17 protein-coding genes are annotated in these 18,566 nt (G+C 62.6%); 9 read left to right on the top strand and 8 right to left on the bottom strand.

The features are described 5' to 3' along the window. Positions 1 to 92: 92 nt before the first annotated feature. The 3 genes from ACP7D9_RS24155 to ACP7D9_RS24165 all read right to left on the bottom strand — a co-directional run bounded on the left by ACP7D9_RS24155 (position 93) and on the right by ACP7D9_RS24165 (position 3,583). Positions 93 to 1,475, bottom strand: coding sequence for an MFS transporter (locus ACP7D9_RS24155; protein ID WP_426159817.1), 1,383 nt, complete (start codon positions 1,473 to 1,475; stop codon positions 93 to 95). Between the two features lie 126 nt (positions 1,476 to 1,601). After that, positions 1,602 to 2,336, bottom strand: a complete 735-nt coding sequence (locus ACP7D9_RS24160) for an ArsR/SmtB family transcription factor (protein ID WP_426159818.1) — start codon at positions 2,334 to 2,336, stop codon at positions 1,602 to 1,604. Between the two features lie 323 nt (positions 2,337 to 2,659). Next, positions 2,660 to 3,583, bottom strand: a complete 924-nt coding sequence (locus tag ACP7D9_RS24165; protein ID WP_426159819.1) for a LysR family transcriptional regulator — start codon at positions 3,581 to 3,583, stop codon at positions 2,660 to 2,662. Positions 3,584 to 3,702: 119 nt separating this feature from the next. Here ACP7D9_RS24165 and ACP7D9_RS24170 point away from each other — a divergent pair, with 119 nt between their 5' ends. From ACP7D9_RS24170 to ACP7D9_RS24180, 3 genes are all read left to right on the top strand, one after another. Next, a complete protein-coding gene (locus tag ACP7D9_RS24170) occupies positions 3,703 to 3,996 on the top strand; it encodes a putative quinol monooxygenase (protein WP_101158228.1) in 294 nt (97 codons plus the stop codon). A gap of 32 nt (positions 3,997 to 4,028) precedes the next feature. Next, a complete protein-coding gene (locus tag ACP7D9_RS24175; RefSeq protein WP_101158230.1) occupies positions 4,029 to 5,042 on the top strand; it encodes a zinc-binding alcohol dehydrogenase family protein in 1,014 nt (337 codons plus the stop codon). Positions 5,043 to 5,193: 151 nt separating this feature from the next. After that, positions 5,194 to 5,367 carry a hypothetical protein gene (locus ACP7D9_RS24180; protein ID WP_178081170.1) on the top strand — a complete coding sequence of 58 codons (174 nt, stop codon included), beginning with the start codon at positions 5,194 to 5,196 and terminating at the stop codon, positions 5,365 to 5,367. 16 nt (positions 5,368 to 5,383) lie between these two features. Here the strand turns inward: ACP7D9_RS24180 and ACP7D9_RS24185 are convergent, their stop codons facing one another. Next, on the bottom strand, positions 5,384 to 6,580 hold the full coding sequence (locus ACP7D9_RS24185; RefSeq protein WP_101158232.1) for a multidrug effflux MFS transporter: 1,197 nt from the start codon (positions 6,578 to 6,580) through the stop codon (positions 5,384 to 5,386). Between the two features lie 87 nt (positions 6,581 to 6,667). Further along, a complete protein-coding gene (locus ACP7D9_RS24190) occupies positions 6,668 to 6,865 on the bottom strand; it encodes a cation transporter (protein ID WP_101158234.1) in 198 nt (65 codons plus the stop codon). 148 nt (positions 6,866 to 7,013) lie between these two features. On the opposite strand from ACP7D9_RS24190, the gene ACP7D9_RS24195 reads away from it, so the two are divergent. From ACP7D9_RS24195 to cueR, 3 genes are all read left to right on the top strand, one after another. Further along, on the top strand, positions 7,014 to 7,397 hold the full coding sequence (locus ACP7D9_RS24195) for a hypothetical protein (RefSeq protein ID WP_101158236.1): 384 nt from the start codon (positions 7,014 to 7,016) through the stop codon (positions 7,395 to 7,397). Positions 7,398 to 7,593: 196 nt separating this feature from the next. After that, positions 7,594 to 9,987, top strand: a complete 2,394-nt coding sequence (gene cueA, locus ACP7D9_RS24200; RefSeq protein ID WP_426159820.1) for a copper resistance metal-translocating P1-type ATPase CueA — start codon at positions 7,594 to 7,596, stop codon at positions 9,985 to 9,987. Then, on the top strand, positions 9,984 to 10,397 hold the full coding sequence (gene cueR, locus ACP7D9_RS24205; protein ID WP_312997293.1) for a Cu(I)-responsive transcriptional regulator: 414 nt from the start codon (positions 9,984 to 9,986) through the stop codon (positions 10,395 to 10,397). The genes cueA and cueR overlap by 4 nt, the downstream gene beginning before the upstream one ends. On the opposite strand, the gene ACP7D9_RS24210 is transcribed toward cueR, so the two are convergent. From ACP7D9_RS24210 to ACP7D9_RS24220, 3 genes are all read right to left on the bottom strand, one after another. Then, positions 10,351 to 11,559 carry an MFS transporter gene (locus ACP7D9_RS24210; protein ID WP_426159821.1) on the bottom strand — a complete coding sequence of 403 codons (1,209 nt, stop codon included), beginning with the start codon at positions 11,557 to 11,559 and terminating at the stop codon, positions 10,351 to 10,353. The genes cueR and ACP7D9_RS24210 overlap by 47 nt on opposite strands. A gap of 182 nt (positions 11,560 to 11,741) precedes the next feature. Continuing rightward, positions 11,742 to 12,638 carry a PA4780 family RIO1-like protein kinase gene (locus tag ACP7D9_RS24215; protein ID WP_016771829.1) on the bottom strand — a complete coding sequence of 299 codons (897 nt, stop codon included), beginning with the start codon at positions 12,636 to 12,638 and terminating at the stop codon, positions 11,742 to 11,744. Between the two features lie 277 nt (positions 12,639 to 12,915). Then, positions 12,916 to 14,193, bottom strand: a complete 1,278-nt coding sequence (locus ACP7D9_RS24220) for an acetyl-CoA C-acetyltransferase (protein ID WP_101158244.1) — start codon at positions 14,191 to 14,193, stop codon at positions 12,916 to 12,918. A gap of 237 nt (positions 14,194 to 14,430) precedes the next feature. Here ACP7D9_RS24220 and ACP7D9_RS24225 point away from each other — a divergent pair, with 237 nt between their 5' ends. From ACP7D9_RS24225 to ACP7D9_RS24235, 3 genes are all read left to right on the top strand, one after another. Further along, positions 14,431 to 15,783 carry a 3-oxoacyl-ACP reductase gene (locus tag ACP7D9_RS24225; protein ID WP_426159822.1) on the top strand — a complete coding sequence of 451 codons (1,353 nt, stop codon included), beginning with the start codon at positions 14,431 to 14,433 and terminating at the stop codon, positions 15,781 to 15,783. 2 nt (positions 15,784 to 15,785) lie between these two features. Further along, complete coding sequence (locus ACP7D9_RS24230; RefSeq protein ID WP_397479416.1) at positions 15,786 to 16,640, top strand: MaoC family dehydratase; 855 nt, start codon at positions 15,786 to 15,788, stop codon at positions 16,638 to 16,640. Positions 16,641 to 16,943: 303 nt separating this feature from the next. Further along, positions 16,944 to 18,551 carry a collagen-like triple helix repeat-containing protein gene (locus ACP7D9_RS24235; protein ID WP_426159823.1) on the top strand — a complete coding sequence of 536 codons (1,608 nt, stop codon included), beginning with the start codon at positions 16,944 to 16,946 and terminating at the stop codon, positions 18,549 to 18,551. The last annotated feature ends 15 nt before the right edge of the window (positions 18,552 to 18,566 follow it).

Genomic DNA, 18,566 nt, shown 5'->3' on the forward strand with positions numbered 1-18,566 from the left:
GCTTGCTCGCGAATACGGTCTGTCATTCAACGAAGATGTTGTTTGATACACCGCTTTCGCAAGCAAGCTCGCTCCCACAGTTGGTTCAGGGTTCAGCCAATAACTTGTGCTTCGGTCAGCTCCTCCAGTGTTTTGCCCCGCGTCTCCATCCCGAACAGCCACACCACGCCCGCCGCTATCGCAAAGCATGCCGCGCCCAGCGCGAACACTCCGCCCTGCCCGGTAATCGGGAACACCAGCCCGGTCACCAGTGGCCCGAGTAATGAGCCAACGCGACCGATCGCCGAGGCGAACCCAGAGCCGGTTGCCCGTGCCGACGTCGGGTAAAGCTCCGGCGTGTAGGTGTAGAGCACCGCCCACATGCCGAACAGAAAGAATTGCATCAACAACCCGGTGCCAATCAGCAACGCCACGTTGCCGCCGAACACCGCGCTCTGCCCATACAAAAACGCCATCACCCCGCCGCCGAGCAAGGTGACGATACACACCGGTTTACGCCCCCAACGCTCGACCAGCCACGCCGCCATGAGGAAGCCGGGAATCCCGCCGAGCGAGATCAGCACCGTGTAGTACACCGACTGCGTCACGGCGAAACCCGATTGCTGCAGCAAGGCGCTGAGCCAGGAAGTCAGCCCGTAAAAGCCCAGCAATGCGAAGAACCACAGGCTCCAGATCATCGTCGTGCGCTGGCGATACTGCGGCGACCAGATCTGTTTGAGAGCCGAGAAAAAATTACCCGGCGGCGTCACCGTGCGTGGCAAACGAACAGGCTCCGGCAACGCCGCACCGCGCAGCGAAGCACACACGCGCTTTTCGATGCCGTCCAACACCTTGTCCGCGTCGGCTTCGCGCCCGGCCTGTTCCAGCCAACGCGGCGACTCGGGAATGAAAAAGCGGATCGCCAGAACAAACACCGCCGGCACCGCCAGCACCAGAAAGATATCGCGCCAGCCAATCAGCGGCAGCAGAAAATACGAGAGTACGCCGGCCGCGACAAAACCCAGCGGCCAGAAGCCGTCCATCAATGCGATGTAACGGCCACGGCGTTGCGCCGGAATCAGCTCCGACAGCATCGATTGGGCGATGGGAAACTCCATGCCCATGCCGATTCCCAGCAGGATGCGCAACAGCGTCAGCGTTTCCACGGTCTGCGCCGTCGAGCACAGGTAACTGGCCACACCCCACAACACGATGCTCCACTGAAAAACCGGTTTGCGCCCGAAGCGGTCGGCGAGCATTCCCGACAACGACGCCCCGAGCACCATGCCGAAGAAGCTCGAGCTGGCCAGCAGGCCGGCTTGCGCACTGCTCAGGCCGAACTCGGCTTTGATCGAGCCGAGCAGGAACGTCATCATCGCCAGATCCATGGAATCGAAGAAAAACGCCAGGGCAATGATGATGAAAATGACGCGGTGATAACCACTGAGCGGCAGCCGTTCCAGGCGCTCTGCCGCGCTAAAGCGTTGTGTATTCATGTTGCGCTCCCCATCCGGAAAATCCCCGGATCGAGTGTGCGTGATGGTCATTCAGAGGTCGTACTGGATGCGACCTGTTCACAGCCGTAGGCGACGTTGCGCTTCAGTTCATCCCGGAGCAGCGCTCTAGAACGCTGTTTCCAGCTCGGTTTCCTTGGCAAAGCGATGAATTTCGCACTGGCCGATGGCGGTCAACTGCAAGGCACGCGAATCGTTGGGCAAGGTCAGCCAGCCGGACTGCATGAACAACTGCAATAGCGCCGCGCCCAGTGAGCCGCCCATGTGCGGACGGCGCTCGCTCCAGTCCGGGCAGGCGCAAGCGACCTGCACGTTGCGGTGCGCCAGGGCCTGAATGAACACGCCGCGCTGGGCCAGTCGGGTTGAGCCCTTGTGCGTCACCACGACTCGTTGCTCGAGTTGTTCGATCCAGCCCGCATCGAGCAGGCGCTGATACAGGTCGGCTGCCAGAGTGCCGCCCAGATGATCGTCGCAGAACCGCGCGCGCAACAGCGAAGACGGCGCCGCCTGCGGCTTGACCATCGGCGTGGTGTGTTTCAGCGCGGCAGGCACTTGCCGTGGTGCGCTGGCAATGGTGGCGCTGGCCAGCGCCTCGATCGCCGCGCCCACCTCCGGCGCTGCCAGGCGGAAGAAGCGTTTGCGCCCACGCATTTCGATGTTCAACAGTCCACCTGCGGACAGTCGCCCCAGATGCGCACTGGCCGACGACGGCGAGAGCCCGGCCAGCAACGCCAGCTCCTCGGCTTGCCGCGCCGAGCCATCCATCAACGCCCACATCATTGCGCTGCGCTTGGGGTCGGCCAGCAATGTCGCGATCTGGCTGATGCACGGTGCATTTTCCATTTGTTCACTCCCTGTCGAATCGTATCGTCTACCGCTCGGAGACATCTTGGCCGCTAATGGCTGATCGGCCAACACGCGAAAACCGCCCTGGATCGGGGCAATGCTTGCCACCGACACCAGCTGCTCCGGCACACAACCTTGCAGCAGAGTTGCAACCGCCACCAAAAAGCCGGCAACGCGTTACGGGATCTGCGCGCCAGGTGTCAGTGCAAGCATGAGGCGGGCGCTAGTATAAGCGGGTTAAGCCAGACGTCCTGCGCCTGTACCTGCGCAGTTGGCGATTGTTCCTGACAGAAATTTCTCTATTTACCTGCGACTAATGATCAACTTTTGAGAAAGCCGGGAAACTGACTATTCAATTCGGCGCATCGGCTGGCGAGCATCTCTCTCAGCAGGTTCACCGGCTTACTCAATTGTGCGCGATGGGCGCACAACAGATTCAGCGGTGCGCGCTCGCACAGCAGTTCCGGCATCAGCACTTTCAGGCGCCCGGCCAGCACATCGGTGCCGACGTCGAGCCAGGATTTGTAGGCGATGCCGGCGCCCGCCAGTGCCCATAACCGCACGACGTCGGCATCATCGCTGAAGCGGTCGCCGCTGACGGTCAGGCTGACTTCGCGTTTGCCATCGTGAAAACTCCAATGGTCATGAACGCGACTGCCGAGCATGTAGAGCAGGCAATTGTGCTGAGCCAGTTGCTCGAGCTGACGCGGCTCGCCATGCCGGGCCAGATAATCGGGGGATGCGCACAGCACGCGGCGATTGTGCGGGGCGATGGGCAAGGCGATCAGGCTGGAATCTTCCGGCTCGCCATAGCGCAGAGCAATGTCTACCGGTTGCCGGAACAAATCGGCGATCCGGTCGCCAAGCAACAACCGCACGGTCAGTTTCGGGTGCTCTCGCTGAAATGCGTCGAGCCACGGCAGCAGCAGATTGCGCCCGAAGTCCGACGGCGCCGACAGCTGCAGGATCCCGCTGACCTGATCCTGACCGCTGGCGAGCAGACGACGCCCTTCATCGAGATTGCTCAGGGCGGCGCGGGCATATTCGAGGAAGCCTTCGCCCTCGGCGGTCAGGCGCAGGCTGCGGGTCGATCGCGCGAGCAGCCGCGCACCGAGTTGTTGCTCGATGCGCTTCAATGCCGCGCTGGCCACGGCTGCGGACATGTCCATCACCCGTGCCGCCGCCGACAGGCTACCCAGGTCCGCAGCACGGACAAACAACTGCAAGTCATCGAAACGCAGCATGCGCAGCACCGATTATCAAAAAAATATTGAAGGAGACTGCTCTTTTAGCCGGTTTTATCGTGCAGAGAAATAGCCAATGATGGCCCCCATCGATTTCGTCCCGACTTTGGAGTCCACGCATGTCCCAGCCCTTTACCGCTGTCGCCACACTGACCGCCAAAACCGGCCAGCAGGACGTTCTCGAACAGGCCCTGCGCGCCCTCGTCGAACCGAGCCGCGCCGAGCCAGGTTGTGGGCAGTACGACCTGCACCGCGACCTCGCCGATCCGCAGGTTTTTTATGTGATCGAACAGTGGGCCAGTGACGAGATTCTTGAGGCGCATAACGCCAGCGCGCATTTTCTGAATTTTCAGACCAGCGCCGGCCACGCCATCGAACACTTTCAGCTCAAGCGCCTAGGCGCGATTGCCTGATTTCTTCTTCTATTAACTGTACGGAGCCACTTATGAAAGCCATCGCCTATTACGCGTCCCTGCCGATCAGCGACGCCAAATCCCTGCAGGACATCGAACTGCCAGAACCGCTTGCCGGTCCGCGCGATCTGCTGGTGGAAGTCAAAGCCATCTCGGTCAACCCGGTCGACACTAAAGTGCGGCAGAACGCGGCGCCGGAAAACGGTGCGGCGAAAGTGCTGGGCTGGGACGTTGCCGGTGTGGTCAAGGCCGTCGGCAGCGACGTCACCCTGTTCAAGGCGGGCGACAAGGTTTTCTACGCCGGATCGATTGCCCGGGCCGGTGGCAACAGCGAGCTGCACGTTGTCGATGAGCGCATCGTCGGCCACATGCCCAAGTCCCTTGGTTTCGCCGAAGCCGCCGCGCTGCCGCTGACCGCGATCACCGCATGGGAATTGCTTTTCGAGCGCCTGCAAGTCAGCGAAGGCAGCACCGATCAAGGCCAAAGCCTGCTGATCGTCGGCGCGGCGGGCGGAGTCGGCTCGATCCTCACCCAATTGGCCAAGCAGTTGACCGGCCTGAAAGTGATCGGCACCGCCTCCCGCGCGCAAACCCGCGACTGGGTCAGCGAACTGGGTGCCGACCTGGTCATCGATCACAGCCAGCCGCTGAGCGAAGAACTCAAGCGCGCCGGAATCGACAGCGTGACCCATGTTGCCAGCCTGACCCAGACTGATCAGCATTTGCCGCAACTGGTCGAAGCCCTCGCGCCGCAAGGCAAACTGGCACTGATCGATGATCCGAAGTCGCTCGATATCAGCCTGCTCAAGCGCAAGAGCCTGTCGCTGCACTGGGAATTCATGTACACCCGTTCGCTGTTCGAAACGCCGGACATGATCGAACAGCACAAGCTGCTCAACCGCGTCGCCGAGCTGATTGACGCGGGCACTTTGAAGACCACTCTGGGCGAGCACTTCGGCGTGATCAACGCGGCCAACTTGCGTCGCGCCCATGAATTGCTGGAAAGCGGCAAGGCCAAGGGGAAAATTGTTTTAGAAGGTTTCTAAAAACACAAAACCTCGCAGTCGCTGCTCTGCCAGAGCGGCTGCGAGGTTTTTTGCCGTCAGTCAGTTGCTTGACCCTTGTCACAATTGCGCGGGAATCGGGGTCTACAATCGAAGCCTCTGCGATACATCTTTTACGCAAGGGAGGTCAGCAATGAAGATCTTGATAAAAGAAGTGGCAAAGTCTCAATGGCAAGTGCGCCTGGACCAGCACGTCGTGACCTTTCGCAGCGAAGCCGAGGCTCTGGCCTTCACGCGTACCCTCGAAGCGCGACTCTGCGCGCCCCACCAGATCCCCGAACCCAGCCAGCAGCGCGCCGCCGGCTGAGTTTTTTAACGGGTCTTTAACCCTGGGCTTGCGCCAGCGCCCGGGCATTCTGCAGACGCCGGGTGAGCAGCGCGACGCCCACCACCAACAAACCGCACAAGCTGATGACCATGGCCATCGGCACGGCGCTGCCATCGTGCAACGCCCCCACCAATGCTGCGGCACCGGCGGCGATGCTGAATTGCAGGCAACCGAGCATCGCCGACGCACTGCCGGCGCGGGCGCCCTGACCGTTCATCGCGCAAGCCGAGGCGTTGGGAATGATGCATCCGAGGCTGGCAATGCAGATGAAGAGCGGAATCAGCAACGGCCAAAGCGCTTCCGGGCGCATTGCGCTGACCGCCAGTAACGTCAGCCCGGCGAGGAAATACACCCACACCGCGCGCACCAGCAGAAACGCCGGGCCACGTTTGGCCAGCAGACGCGCATTGACCTGCGCCACCAGAATGAAGCCCGCCGCGTTGGTGCCGAATAGCCAGCCGAAATGCTCGGCCGGTACGCCGTAGAGCTTGATGAACACAAACGGTGAACCGGCGATATAGGCAAACATCCCGGCGATGGCGATGCCGCCGGTCAGGGCATGGCCGAGGTAGACCGAGTCCTTGACCAGTCGCGCGTACTGGCGCAACGCGCCGGACAACGGCTGGCGTGGCACGTGGGCCGGCATGCTTTCGGGCAGACCCAATGCCACCGCCAGACCTGCCGCCGCACTGAAACCGGTCAGAACCAGAAAAATCGACTGCCACCCGGTGGTGTTGACGAGCAGCCCACCCAGCATCGGCGCCAGAATCGGCGCCAGGCCCATCACCAGCATCAACTGGGAAAACACCTTCGCCGACCCCACCGCGTCGCACTTGTCGGCCACCACCGCACGGGAAATCACCATGCCTGCGCAGCCACCGAGTGCCTGAACGAATCGCGCGCCGATCAGCCATTCCAGACTCGGCGCGTAGGCGCAGGCCAATGACGCCAGCGTGAACAGAGCAACGCCGCTGAGTAGCGGAAGCCGCCGGCCAAAACGATCGGAGATCGGCCCGTAAGCCAGTTGGCCCAGAGACAAACCGAGGAAGTACGCTGCCAGCGTCAGCTGGACATGCTGCTCATCGGTGCCGAACGCCAGCGCCATGGCGGGAAACGCAGGTAAGTAGAAGTCGATCGCCAAGGGACCGAAAGCGCTCAAGGCGCCAAGTATCAAAATCGTGCGGAAATTCATCAGGCATCCAGGTGGGCAAGTCGCAGCCCGACAGTCTAGCCGCGCCCGGACGCCTTGAACATTCCGATAGCTCGCTAACGATCAATTTCAGACGAGCTTCACTTCATAACCCTCTTCGCGAATCGCTTCGATCACCTGATCGGCACTCAGCGCGCTTTCGACCCCAACTTCCCTGGCTGCCAGATCGACGCGCACGCTGGCTGCCGGGTCCATGGCCTGCACCGCTTGAGTAATGGCTTTGACGCAATGACCGCAGGACATGCCTTGAACATTGAACACTTGCATGGGAAGACTCCTTTGAGTGAGATTGCCGGCAGTTTCGAGCTTGCCACGATGGCAAGGTCAAGTTCTGCGAGAAACTGCCGGGCTGGCATTCGGCGCCGCGCTCGGCCAAGCTGCGTGCATCAATGACTGAAATTCAGGAGATTCAGCCATGCGCTGGTCAGCTTTGAGCCTGTTTGGCTTGCTCAGCCTCTTCGCCGCCGCCCCGCAGGTGCAAGCCGCCGGTGAGGATTACGCAGTACTGATCATTTCCCGCGAACGCCTTGAAGTTGCGACCTCGTGCGAGATCGGCGTGTACATCCAGGACCAGCTCTCGGCGCGTCTGTTTCAGGAGCAGAGCACTTCCTTCAACTTGCCACCGGGCAAGGTCTCGCTGCGCTTGAAACTGCTGCCGGGCCAGGCGCCGGGCTGCAATCCCGGCATGCTCGCGCCGGGTTCGCAGGAAATTGTGCTGCATGCCGGAGATGTATTGAAGTTTCGCCTGGCGATGAATGCCGAAGGCGTCTACCTCAAGCCTGCCGGCCTCGGTTACTGACCGAACTTGCGATCTGTGGAGCGGGCTTGCTCGCGAATGCGGCGGGTCACCAAACGATGATGGCGACTGATACGCCGCCTTCGCGAGCAAGCCCGCTCCCACATTCTGGCACTGCGTCATATCGCGAAACTGGTGCTTGACCTTGCCCGCATGGCAAGGTTGATCCTGTAGGCATTCACTACAGGGAGCGCGACCGATGTCCGAATCCACCACTTTCGACCTGCCGATTTCCGGCATGACTTGCGCCAGTTGCGCCGGGCGTGTCGAGCGGGCCTTGCGCAAGGTCAGCGGCGCCAGCGCCGTCAGCGTCAACCTCGCCACCGAGCAGGCCCGGGTGCAGGCGCCCGGTGACAGCCTGCCGGCGCTGATGCAGGCCGTGGAGCGCGCCGGCTACAGCGTGCCCAGGCAAACCGTCGAACTGAGCATCGACGGCATGACCTGCGCGTCCTGCGTCGGTCGCGTCGAACGTGCCCTGAACAAAGTCGCCGGCGTGAACAGCGTCAGCGTCAATCTGGCCAACGAACGTGCGCACATTGAATTGCTCGGCCAGGTCGATACGCAAACCCTGCTCGACGCGGTGAGCAAGGCCGGTTACTCGGCCAGCGTCTGGCAAGCCGAAGCGCCGCAATCCAATGACCAGCAAAAACGCCTGCACCGCGAGCGCTGGGCATTGATCTGCGCGATCGCCCTCGCTCTGCCGCTGGTGTTGCCGATGTTCCTGCAGCCGTTCGGTATTCACTGGATGCTCCCGGCCTGGGCGCAATTCGCCCTCGCCACACCCGTGCAATTCATCTTCGGCGCACGCTTTTATGTCGCGGCGTGGAAAGCCGTGCGCGCTGGCGCCGGCAACATGGACCTGCTCGTCGCCCTGGGCACCAGCGCCGGTTATGGCCTGAGCGTGTATGAATGGGCCAGCGCCGCCGGACGCATGCCGCACTTGTATTTCGAAGCCTCGGCCGTGGTCATAGCGCTGGTGCTGCTCGGCAAATATCTAGAGAGCCGCGCCAAACGCCAGACGGCCAGCGCCATCCGTGCGCTCGAAGCACTGCGGCCGGAGCGCGCGACTCAAGTGATTGACGGGCGTGAGCAGGACGTTGCCATCAGCGCCCTGCGCCTTGACGATCTGGTGCTGGTCAAACCCGGCGAACGCTTCCCGGTGGATGGCGAAGTCGTCGAAGGTCAGAGCCACGCCGACGAAGCGCTGATCAGCGGCGAAAGCCTGCCGGTGCCGAAACAACCGGGCGACAAGGTCACCGGCGGCGCGATCAACGGCGAGGGTCGCTTGCTGGTGCGCACCCAGGCGCTCGGTGCGGAAACCGTGCTGGCGCGGATCATTCGTTTGGTCGAAGACGCACAAGCGGCAAAAGCGCCGATTCAGAAATTGGTCGACAAGGTCAGCCAGGTTTTCGTGCCGACCGTGTTGCTGATCGCTTTGGCCACGCTGATCGGCTGGTGGTTGTATGGTGCGCCGCTGGAAACTGCGGTGATCAATGCCGTCGCCGTGCTGGTGATCGCCTGCCCGTGCGCCCTCGGCCTCGCCACCCCGACCGCGATCATGGCCGGCACTGGGGTGGCGGCGCGTCATGGGATTCTGATCAAGGACGCCGAAGCGCTGGAGCGCGCCCATGAAGTCAGCAGTGTGGTGTTCGATAAAACCGGCACCCTGACCTCGGGCACGCCGCGAATTGCTCACTTCAGTGCAGTCGACGGCGACGAAGAAAACCTGCTGACACTGGCCGGCGCGTTGCAGCGCGGCAGCGAGCATCCGCTGGCCAAAGCCGTGCTGGATGCAGCCGCCAAGCGTGGCTTGAACGTGCCCGATATCAGCGACAGCCAGTCGCTGACCGGACGCGGAATTGCCGGCACGCTAAATGGCCGGCATCTGGCGCTGGGCAATCGGCGGATGCTCGACGAAAGCGGTCTGCGCGCCGGTAATTTGAGCGCATCCGCCGAGGCCTGGGAAAGCGAAGGTCGCACATTGTCGTGGTTGATCGAACAAAGCCCTGAGCCGCAAGTGCTTGGCCTGTTCGCCTTCGGTGACACGCTGAAACCCGGCGCATTGCAAGCGGTGCAACAACTCGCCGCGCGGGATATCCAGAGCCACCTGCTGACCGGCGACAACCGCGGCAGCGCACGCGCGGTGGCCGAGGCCTTGGGCATCCGCAATGTTCACGCCGAAGTGCTGCCTGCCGACAAGGCCGCGACGGTGGCCGAGCTGAAGAAAACCGGCGTGGTCGCCATGGTCGGCGACGGCATCAACGACGCCCCGGCCCTCGCCGCTGCAGACATCGGCATCGCCATGGGTGGCGGCACCGATGTCGCCATGCACGCTGCCGGCATCACTCTGATGCGCGGCGATCCGCGACTGGTGCCGGCGGCGCTGGAGATCAGCCGCAAGACCTACGCGAAGATTCGTCAGAACCTGTTCTGGGCCTTCGTCTACAACCTGATCGGCATTCCGCTGGCGGTGTTTGGCTTCCTCAATCCGGTGCTGGCTGGTGCGGCGATGGCATTGTCGAGCGTCAGCGTGGTGAGCAATGCGCTACTGTTGAAAACCTGGAAACCCAAGGACCTGGAGGAACACCGATGAACATCGGCCAAGCGGCCCGACAAAGTGGCCTGAGCGCAAAAATGATTCGCTATTACGAGTCGATCGGCCTGCTCAAAGCGGCCAATCGCACCGACAGCGGCTACCGCGTGTACGGCAGCGATGACCTGCACACACTGGCATTCATCAAACGTTCGCGGGATCTGGGCTTCTCTCTGGAGGAAGTCGGCAAGCTGTTGACCCTCTGGCAGGATCGCCAGCGTGCCAGCGCCGACGTTAAGGCCCTGGCGCGCCAGCACATCGATGAGCTGAACCAGAAGATCCGCGAGCTCGGTGAGCTGCGCGACACCCTGCAGGATCTGGTCGAGCACTGCAGTGGCGACCATCGCCCGGACTGCCCGATCCTCAAGGAATTGGCGTCGGGCTGCGCCGCGAAACCCGCTCGCGCCTGATCCGCAACAGCGTCACAACGCCCAGGGTGCACAAGGGAATGCCGTGAAACAGCATGACCACGGCACCCGGCGTCCACCACGCATAGAAGGGCGCGGCGACGAGCATGCCGATGCCGAAACCGGTCATCTGCAGCAAGGTCAGCACGCTGAAAATCGGCAAGCGTAACGCCGCAGGCTCTCGTTGCAGACGAGACATCAGACTGACTTCGGACACCCCGTCACCGAGCCCGGCCGGCAAGGCGAACAGCAGCAGCCCCAAGACACTGTGCTGCTGGAACATCAGAATGAAACCGCACGACATCAACGCCACGCCGCAGAAAAACCGGCGCTCGAGATGGCTGTTGTCCGAGCCTTTCAGGTGGCTGGCGATGCGCGCGCCGAGCAGTTTGCCGCTGGCCCAGACCGCCAGCGCGAGGCCCAGAGTCGTGCTCGCCGCATCGGGTGTGAGGAGTTTCGAAATGATCGGGAAACCGACGTTATGCGCCGCACTGCCCAAGGTATCCGCCATGGTGACTGCGAGCATCGCCGCCACCACCGGCGCCGAGCGCAGGCCCTGCCGGAGCGCAAACCATTCGCCGCGTTCGGGCTGTTCGCTGATTTGTGCCGGTGCGAAACGCAGCGGCACGATCAGCAGCGCGGCGAGTAAATAGGTCAGCGCGTTGAGGGCAAAGACTGTTTCGAAACCAAAAGCGGCCACCAGCAACCCCGACACCAGACTGCCGCCAACCATTGCCGCTGAAGAGGCGGAGGTTATCCAGGCATTCGCCTTGAGCAGTTGCGCCGATTCGATCAAGCGTGGCAACTGGCTGTTGAGGCCGATGGCGAACATTGAATTGCCCAGGCCAAGGCCGAAGGCGATGACTGGCAACAGCCAGGTTTGCTGACTCGCCGGGGTGACAAGCAGCAGTGCCAGCAGCACGGCGCGTAGCAGGTCGAAAGCGATCAGCGGCGCGCGGCCCTGCCAGCGTCGGTAAAACCGTGTGCCGATCAGGCTGGCAAAAATTCCGCCACCGACGCGACTGGCAAGAAAGACGCCGACGCTCATGGCGCTGTTGCTCAGCAAATAGACGTAAGTGGCCAGTGCGACCATGTTGAGGAAGGCGCCGAAATCGGAGATCAGCCGGGCGCTTACGATCAGGTGGGTGTTGCGTGGGGTGCTCACATACGGTCCTTGTAGGAGCTGCCGAAGGCTCGGGCCGCGTTCGGACGTTCTTTTGATCTTGCCCTTTTAAAAGCAACAACAAAGATCGCAGCCTTCGGCAGCTCCCACAAGGGGCATGCTCGCTATTGCGCAATAGCGCAGGCACAAAAAACCCGGCCGAAGCCGGGTTTTCCATCAAGCGATCACTGCATCCACGGCGGTGGAGGCGGTTCTTCGGGTTTGCCTTTCGGCGCGTCGTCCGCCGCGCGAATGGCTTGCTTGCGTTCCTCGTCGAGGCGCGCCGCTTCGATCTCTCGCAGCACCCCGCCGACATCGGCCAGGTCTTCCGGATCGTCGAACTCGCCGGTCAGCACACTGTTCGGGTGCAAGGTGCCGGCTTCGTACAATGCCCACATTTCCTTGGCGTACTTGGTCTTCTTCAATTCCGGCGCGAAACGGCCGAAGTACGAAGCCATGTTGCCAACGTCACGTTCGAGCATGCTGAACGCATGGTTGTTGCCCGCAGCGTCGACTGCCTGGGGCAGGTCGATGATGACCGGGCCGGTCGGTGTCAGCAGCACGTTGAACTCGGAGAGGTCACCGTGCACCAGACCGGTACACAACATCAGCACGATCTGCGAGATCAGGAACGCGTGATATTCGCGCGCCTGATCCGGCTCAAGTACCACATCGTTCAGACGCGGCGCGGCGTCGCCGAATTCGTCGGCCACCAGCTCCATCAACAGCACGCCGTCGAGGAAGTCATAGGGTTTGGGCACTCGCACACCGGCGCCGGCCAAGCGGAACAGCGCCGCCACTTCGGCGTTCTGCCAGGCGTCTTCGGTCTCTTTGCGACCGAACTTGGACCCCTTCGCCATGGCCCGCGCCTGACGACTGTTGCGAACCTTGCGGCCTTCCTGATATTCGGCCGCCTGGCGGAAACTGCGTTTGTTAGCCTCCTTGTAGACCTTGGCGCAACGTAACTGATTGCCGCAGCGCACTACATAAACAGCTGCCTCTTTGCCACTCATTAGTGGACGCAGCACTTCGTCGACCAGACCGTCCTCGATCAGGGGTTCAATGCGTTTTGGAGTCTTCATCAGCTTTTATTGTGGGTCCTTTATTACCAAACACGCGAATGTCACTCGTTATACGGCAATCCTCGCCCGACGGGGAGGGGTTGCCGACCTGTGAACCTTGAGGATGCACACACTGTGCCGGTTAAATCGCGGTCACACCGCAGCGACCGCTGGGAATCATAGCCGAGACCGTGGCATTGATCGGTACCAGCCGGCAAGGGCATTTGCGACAGAATCTGACATGCACATGCATCGAGGATCTTGTGGGGGCAAGCTCGCCTCCACATTGGAATAAGGCTCAGCGTTCGATGATGACGGTGACGCCCTGCCCGCCCGCCGCGCAAATCGAGATCAACCCTCGCCCCCGACCCGCCGCCTCCAGCAGCTTGGCCAGATTCGCCACAATTCGCCCGCCCGTCGCAGCAAATGGATGCCCCGCCGCCAGCGAACTGCCCTTGACGTTGAGCCGGCTGCGGTCTATCGAACCCAGCGGCGCGTCCAGTCCCAGTCGAGTCTTGCAATACTCCGCATCTTCCCAGGCCTTGAGCGTGCACAGTACCTGCGCGGCGAACGCTTCGTGAATTTCGTAGTAATCGAAATCCTGCAACGTCAGCCCATTGCGCGCCAGCAAGCGTGGCACGGCATACACCGGGGCCATCAGCAGGCCCTCGGTGCCATTGACGAAATCCACCGCCGCCGTTTCGCCGTCGCGCAAGTAGGCAAGGATCGGCAAGCCGCGCTCTTTGGCCCATTCTTCACTGCCGAGCAAGACCAGCGAAGCACCATCGGTGAGCGGCGTGGAGTTGCCTGCCGTCAGGGTGCCCCTGGCGCTTTTTTCGAACGCCGGTTTCAGCGTGGCGAGTTTTTCCAGGGTCAGGTCCGGGCGCAGGTTGTTGTCGCGGGTCAGGCCGAGGAATGGCGTCATCAGATCGTTGTGCCAGCCCTCGCTGTAGGAGGCGGCGAGTTTGTGGTGGCTTTCGAGGGCGAGTTGATCCTGCGCTTCGCGGGGAATATTCCAGGTCTGCGCCATCAATTCACAGTGCTCGCCCATCGACAGGCCAGTGCGCGGCTCGCCGTTGCGCGGGAATTCGGGGATCAAATGCTGGGGGCGCAACTGCAGAAGGGTTTTCAGCTTGTCGCCGGTGCTCTTGGCGCGGTTGGCCTGCAGAAGGACCCTGCGCAGGCCTTCGCTGACACTGATCGGCGCGTCCGAGGTGGTGTCGACACCGCCAGCGATGCCGCAGTCGATCTGACCGAGGGCAATCTTGTTGGCCACCAGCAATGCCGCTTCCAGACCGGTGCCGCAGGCTTGCTGAATGTCATAGGCGGGCGTCGCCGCAGACAAGCGCGAGCCAAGCACGCATTCGCGGGTCAGGTTCATATCCCGTGACAATTTAAGCACCGCGCCCGCCACCACCTCGCCGATGCGCTGGCCGTGCAGGTTGTAGCGTTCGATCAGGCCTTCGAGGGCGGCGGTGAGCATCGCCTGATTGCTGGCCGTGGCGTACGGTCCGTTGGAGCGGGCGAAGGGGATACGGTTACCGCCGATGATCGCGACGCGGCGCAGCTGGGTCATGAATAACTCCTGTGGACTTTGCGGATTCACATGGAACCCTGTGGGAGCTGGCTTGCCAGCGATGGGGGCGGCATTCCCAACCCTTCAGCGGCTGACACTCCGCCATCGCGGGCAAGCCCGCTACCACAGCGTCAGTGGTCTACTCTGCTAAACCAGCGTAGGCCTTATTGCACCGATCGAACGATTGATTGCCGCAGGCAGTCCACACTTTGAACCCCAACTTCTGGAGAGCGTTCCATGTCTGACCGCTATATCGACTTCGCCAACTCATCCTTCGGCCATCGTCTGGTCGGGGCCTTGGGCCTGCCGTCGCCGGTGCGGCTGGAACGTTGGCAAGCCGGACGTCTGCGGCCGATCGAGGGCGCCTTGCTGATCGGTGGCGGGCCGCTGGCCGAACGGATCGGCGTGTTTGCCAACCGCTTGACCGATGCGATCTACAGCTACGGCACCGAGCCCTCGCTGGCCACCGCGTGGATCCCCGGCCACGGGCCGAAACTCAAAGCGGTGGTGTTCGACGCCAGCGAACTGCAGCACACCGACCAGCTCAAACAACTGCGCGAATTTTTCCAGCCATTGATGAAGAATCTCGACCACAGCGCGCACCTGGTGATCCTCGGTCGCGCGCCGGAGACCCTGAGCGATCCGTTCGCTTGCAGTGCACAACGGGCGCTTGAAGGATTCTCGCGTTCACTGGCCAAGGAGCTGCGCAGCGGAGGCACGTTGCAGCTGATTTACGTCGGCGACGGTGCCGAAGATCAACTGGAAGGCCCGCTGCGATTCTTCCTCTCGCCGAAAAGTGCTTTCGTTTCCGGCCAGGTGATTCGCCTGACCGCGTGCGCCACCCCAGTCACCGACTGGACCCGACCGCTGGCCGGGCGCAAGGCGTTGGTCACCGGTGCTGCACGCGGCATTGGCGCGTCGATCGCCGAAACCCTGGCCCGTGACGGCGCCGAGGTGATTCTGCTCGATGTACCACCGGCCAAAACCGACCTCGAAGCCCTCGCCGCCCGCCTCGGTGGCCGCGCAATCACTCTTGATATCTGCGCCGATGACGCCGCCGCGCAATTGATCGAACACCTGCCCGAGGGCCTCGACATCCTGGTGCACAACGCCGGCATTACGCGCGACAAAACCCTGGCCAACATGACCCCGGAGTTCTGGGACGCGGTGCTGGCCGTCAACCTGAATGCGCCGCAAGTGCTGACCAAAGCCCTGCTCGACAGCGGCACCCTGCGCGACAACGCACGGCTGGTTCTGCTCGCCTCGATCAGCGGCATCGCCGGCAATCGCGGGCAGACCAACTACGCGGCGAGCAAGGCCGGTCTGATCGGTCTGGCGCAAGCCTGGGCGCCGACACTGCTCGAACGCGGCATCAGCATCAACGCTGTTGCCCCGGGTTTTATCGAGACGCAAATGACTGCGCACATTCCATTCGGCCTGCGCGAGGCCGGGCGCCGCATGAGTTCGCTGGGCCAGGGCGGCTTGGCGCAAGACGTCGCCGAAGCTGTAGCGTGGCTGGCGCAACCGGGTACAGGTGCGTTCACCGGCCAAGCGCTGCGAGTCTGTGGGCAAAGCGTTCTGGGGGCATGAGCATGAGCATCGAATGGCACACGCTGGATCGTGAACCGAGTCTGCCGGGGCTTTATTCGCGCGCAGCGACGCGACGCAAAATCACCGGCACGCAACTGCCGGACAGCGGCCTGCGCTGCTGGGTCGATATCGACGGCAAGCGGCTGGCGGCTTATCGCAAGGTCTGCGGGTTCGTCGATGACGGCCTGCTGCCGCCGACCTATCCACACATCCTCGCCTTCGCCTTGCAGATGCAATTGCTCACGGCCAGGGATTTTCCTTTCCCGCTGCTGGGGCTGATTCACCTGAGCAACCGCATCCGTGTGCTGCGGCCAATGGGCGCGATCAGCCGCGCGCAAGTCAGCGTGCGGGTGCACAACCTGCAGCCACATGCCAAAGGCGCGACATTCGATCTGCTCACCACCCTGGACGATCAACTCGGGCCGTTGTGGGAAGCCGAAAGCCGCATGCTCTGTCGCGGCGTGAAACTCGAGGGCGAGGCGCTGGCTGAGGACTGGCAGCCGTCTCGGGATTTGCTGGAAGTGGCGCGCTGGACGGCGCCGGCCGATATCGGTCGCCAGTATGCGAAAGTTTCCGGCGACTACAACCCGATTCACCTGAGTGCGGCGAGTGCAAAACTGTTCGGTTTTCCCACGGCGATCGCCCATGGTTTGTGGAACAAGGCGCGCACGCTGGCGGCACTTTCCGATCACCTGCCCAAAGCCAATCTGGAAGTCGCCGTGCATTTTCGCAAACCGGTGCGCCTGCCCAGTGACGTGACATTGCTGGCGAGTGCGGCGGGCTCCAGCGGTGAATTGCGCCTGGTCGGCGCCGGCGACCTGGAACATATGGTCGCTCAATGGCAACCGATTGCTTGATCCGCGACGCGGGGAGAGCCCGTCAATTGTGTGTATATCACTTACGTTTTCCCCCGCCCTGCCGGCGCGTTCATAAAAAACCGAGCCTTGAATTTCAAGGCTTTTTTTTGCGCGTTTATCACCTGGGTATTAGTCCTTCGGCATAGCGCCGAGCCCGCTATAAAAACGGGTTAATACCAACTTGAGAATGGTGAAAAACCTGCCCTCGACTGAGATTACAGCCACGGACGAGGCATCGACGACGACAGATCGGCGGGCCATCGAAGGCAACGTAACGTTGTGACAGGTGCAGGAATCTCAATCATGAAAACTCAAGTGATGTGGTCCAAATCGGCAATCGCGCTGGCACTGATTCTTTCTGTAGGGCTCGTCGGCTGCAGCAGCGGTGGTGGCGGACATCGCAGCAGCTCGGGCAGCTCGACGGCGGACGGCACAGCGGGCACCGATGGCAGCGGTGGCGCGGGTGGCGCGGATGGCGGAACCGGCGGCGATACGGCCGGCACTGGCGGCACCGCCGGCGATACCGCAGGCACTGGTGGAACCGGCGGCACTGGCGGCACTGGCGGAACAGGCGGCGGCACCGATCCGAGCAATCCAACCAACCCGACCGACCCGACCGACCCCACCAACCCGACCAATCCCGCTGCACCTTCGCTGGTAACCACAACACTTGTTCAGGACGTCGGCAAAACCGTCAGCGGTGTCGGCGATGGCGTCGGCCAGATCGGCGATTCACTGAGCACCGTCCCGGTCGCTGGCGGCATCGTGCAAAGCCTGGCCAACACCACCGGCAATGTGGTCAGTACCTTGGGCGATGGCGTCACTGACGGCATCGGCAAACTGGCCACTGACCCCAACGGCCTGACCACCACCGTGGCCTCGGCTGGCGGTGTGGTTTCCGATGTTGGCGACGGCGTGTCGGACCTCAGCGTCAAACTGAACACTGCGACCCGTAGCGTTCCCGTCGTTGGCGGTGTAGTCACCCGGGTGGCGCCACTGGTCGATGGCATCGGCGAAAAAGTCACCATGCTCGGCGACACCCTCAACACCTCACTGACCAGCGGACCGACCAGCCAGTTGACCAACAAGGTCGGCAGCGGCCTGGTGCCGGTGATCGCCATGGTTGAAAGCACCACCGACAAACTCGGCGTTGCCACCGGCCTGGGTGATCCGCTCAAAGGGGCAATTGCGACAGTCGGTGGCACTGTGAACAGCCTCGGCGGCAAGCTCACCGATGCCGGCAACGGCAATGCCCTGACCAACACCCTCGGCGGCGCCCTGAGCAACACTGGCACGGCGGTCGGTAAAGCGGGCGGTCTGGTGTCCAATGGCACTGGCTCGGGTACTGGCGGCATCGGCGGCATCGGCGGCGGGCTTGGCGGCACCGGCCTGCTGCAAACCGTCGGTGGCGCCGTGGTCAACGTCGGCAGCGGTCTGAATGCCGGCAGCACCAGCGGCGTGGTCAGTGCCGGCGGTGTCACCGCTGGCGGGCTGGGCAACACGATTGCTTCGCTTAACACCGTACTCGGCGGCTCGGGCACGCCGATCACGGCAACCACTTCGCCGCTGGCCAGCGTCGGCGCCGCAGTCGGTGCAGGCCTCAATCCGGTCACCAGCGCCGTCACCACTGTGACTCAACAGGTCGGCGCCGCTACGGGTCTCGGCACTCCGGTTGCCGGTATCACCAGCCAGGTCGGCGCGGCCGTCGGCAGTCTCGGCGGGGCGATTGCCGCAACCAACAACCCGGTCACCACAGCGGTCGGCGGTCTGGTCAGCAACGTCGGCGGCACGGTGGCGGCAGTGGGTGGTCTGGTCAACGGTGGCACTGCTACCGGCGGCGGCACCGCAACCGGTGGTCTGGGCGGTGTACTCGGCGGCCTGACCGGTGCGTTGAGCGGCACTCAACGCTGAATTGCACCTGGCCGA

This window comes from Pseudomonas sp. TSRC2-2 (assembly GCF_049897785.1).
Taxonomy (GTDB): domain Bacteria; phylum Pseudomonadota; class Gammaproteobacteria; order Pseudomonadales; family Pseudomonadaceae; genus Aquipseudomonas.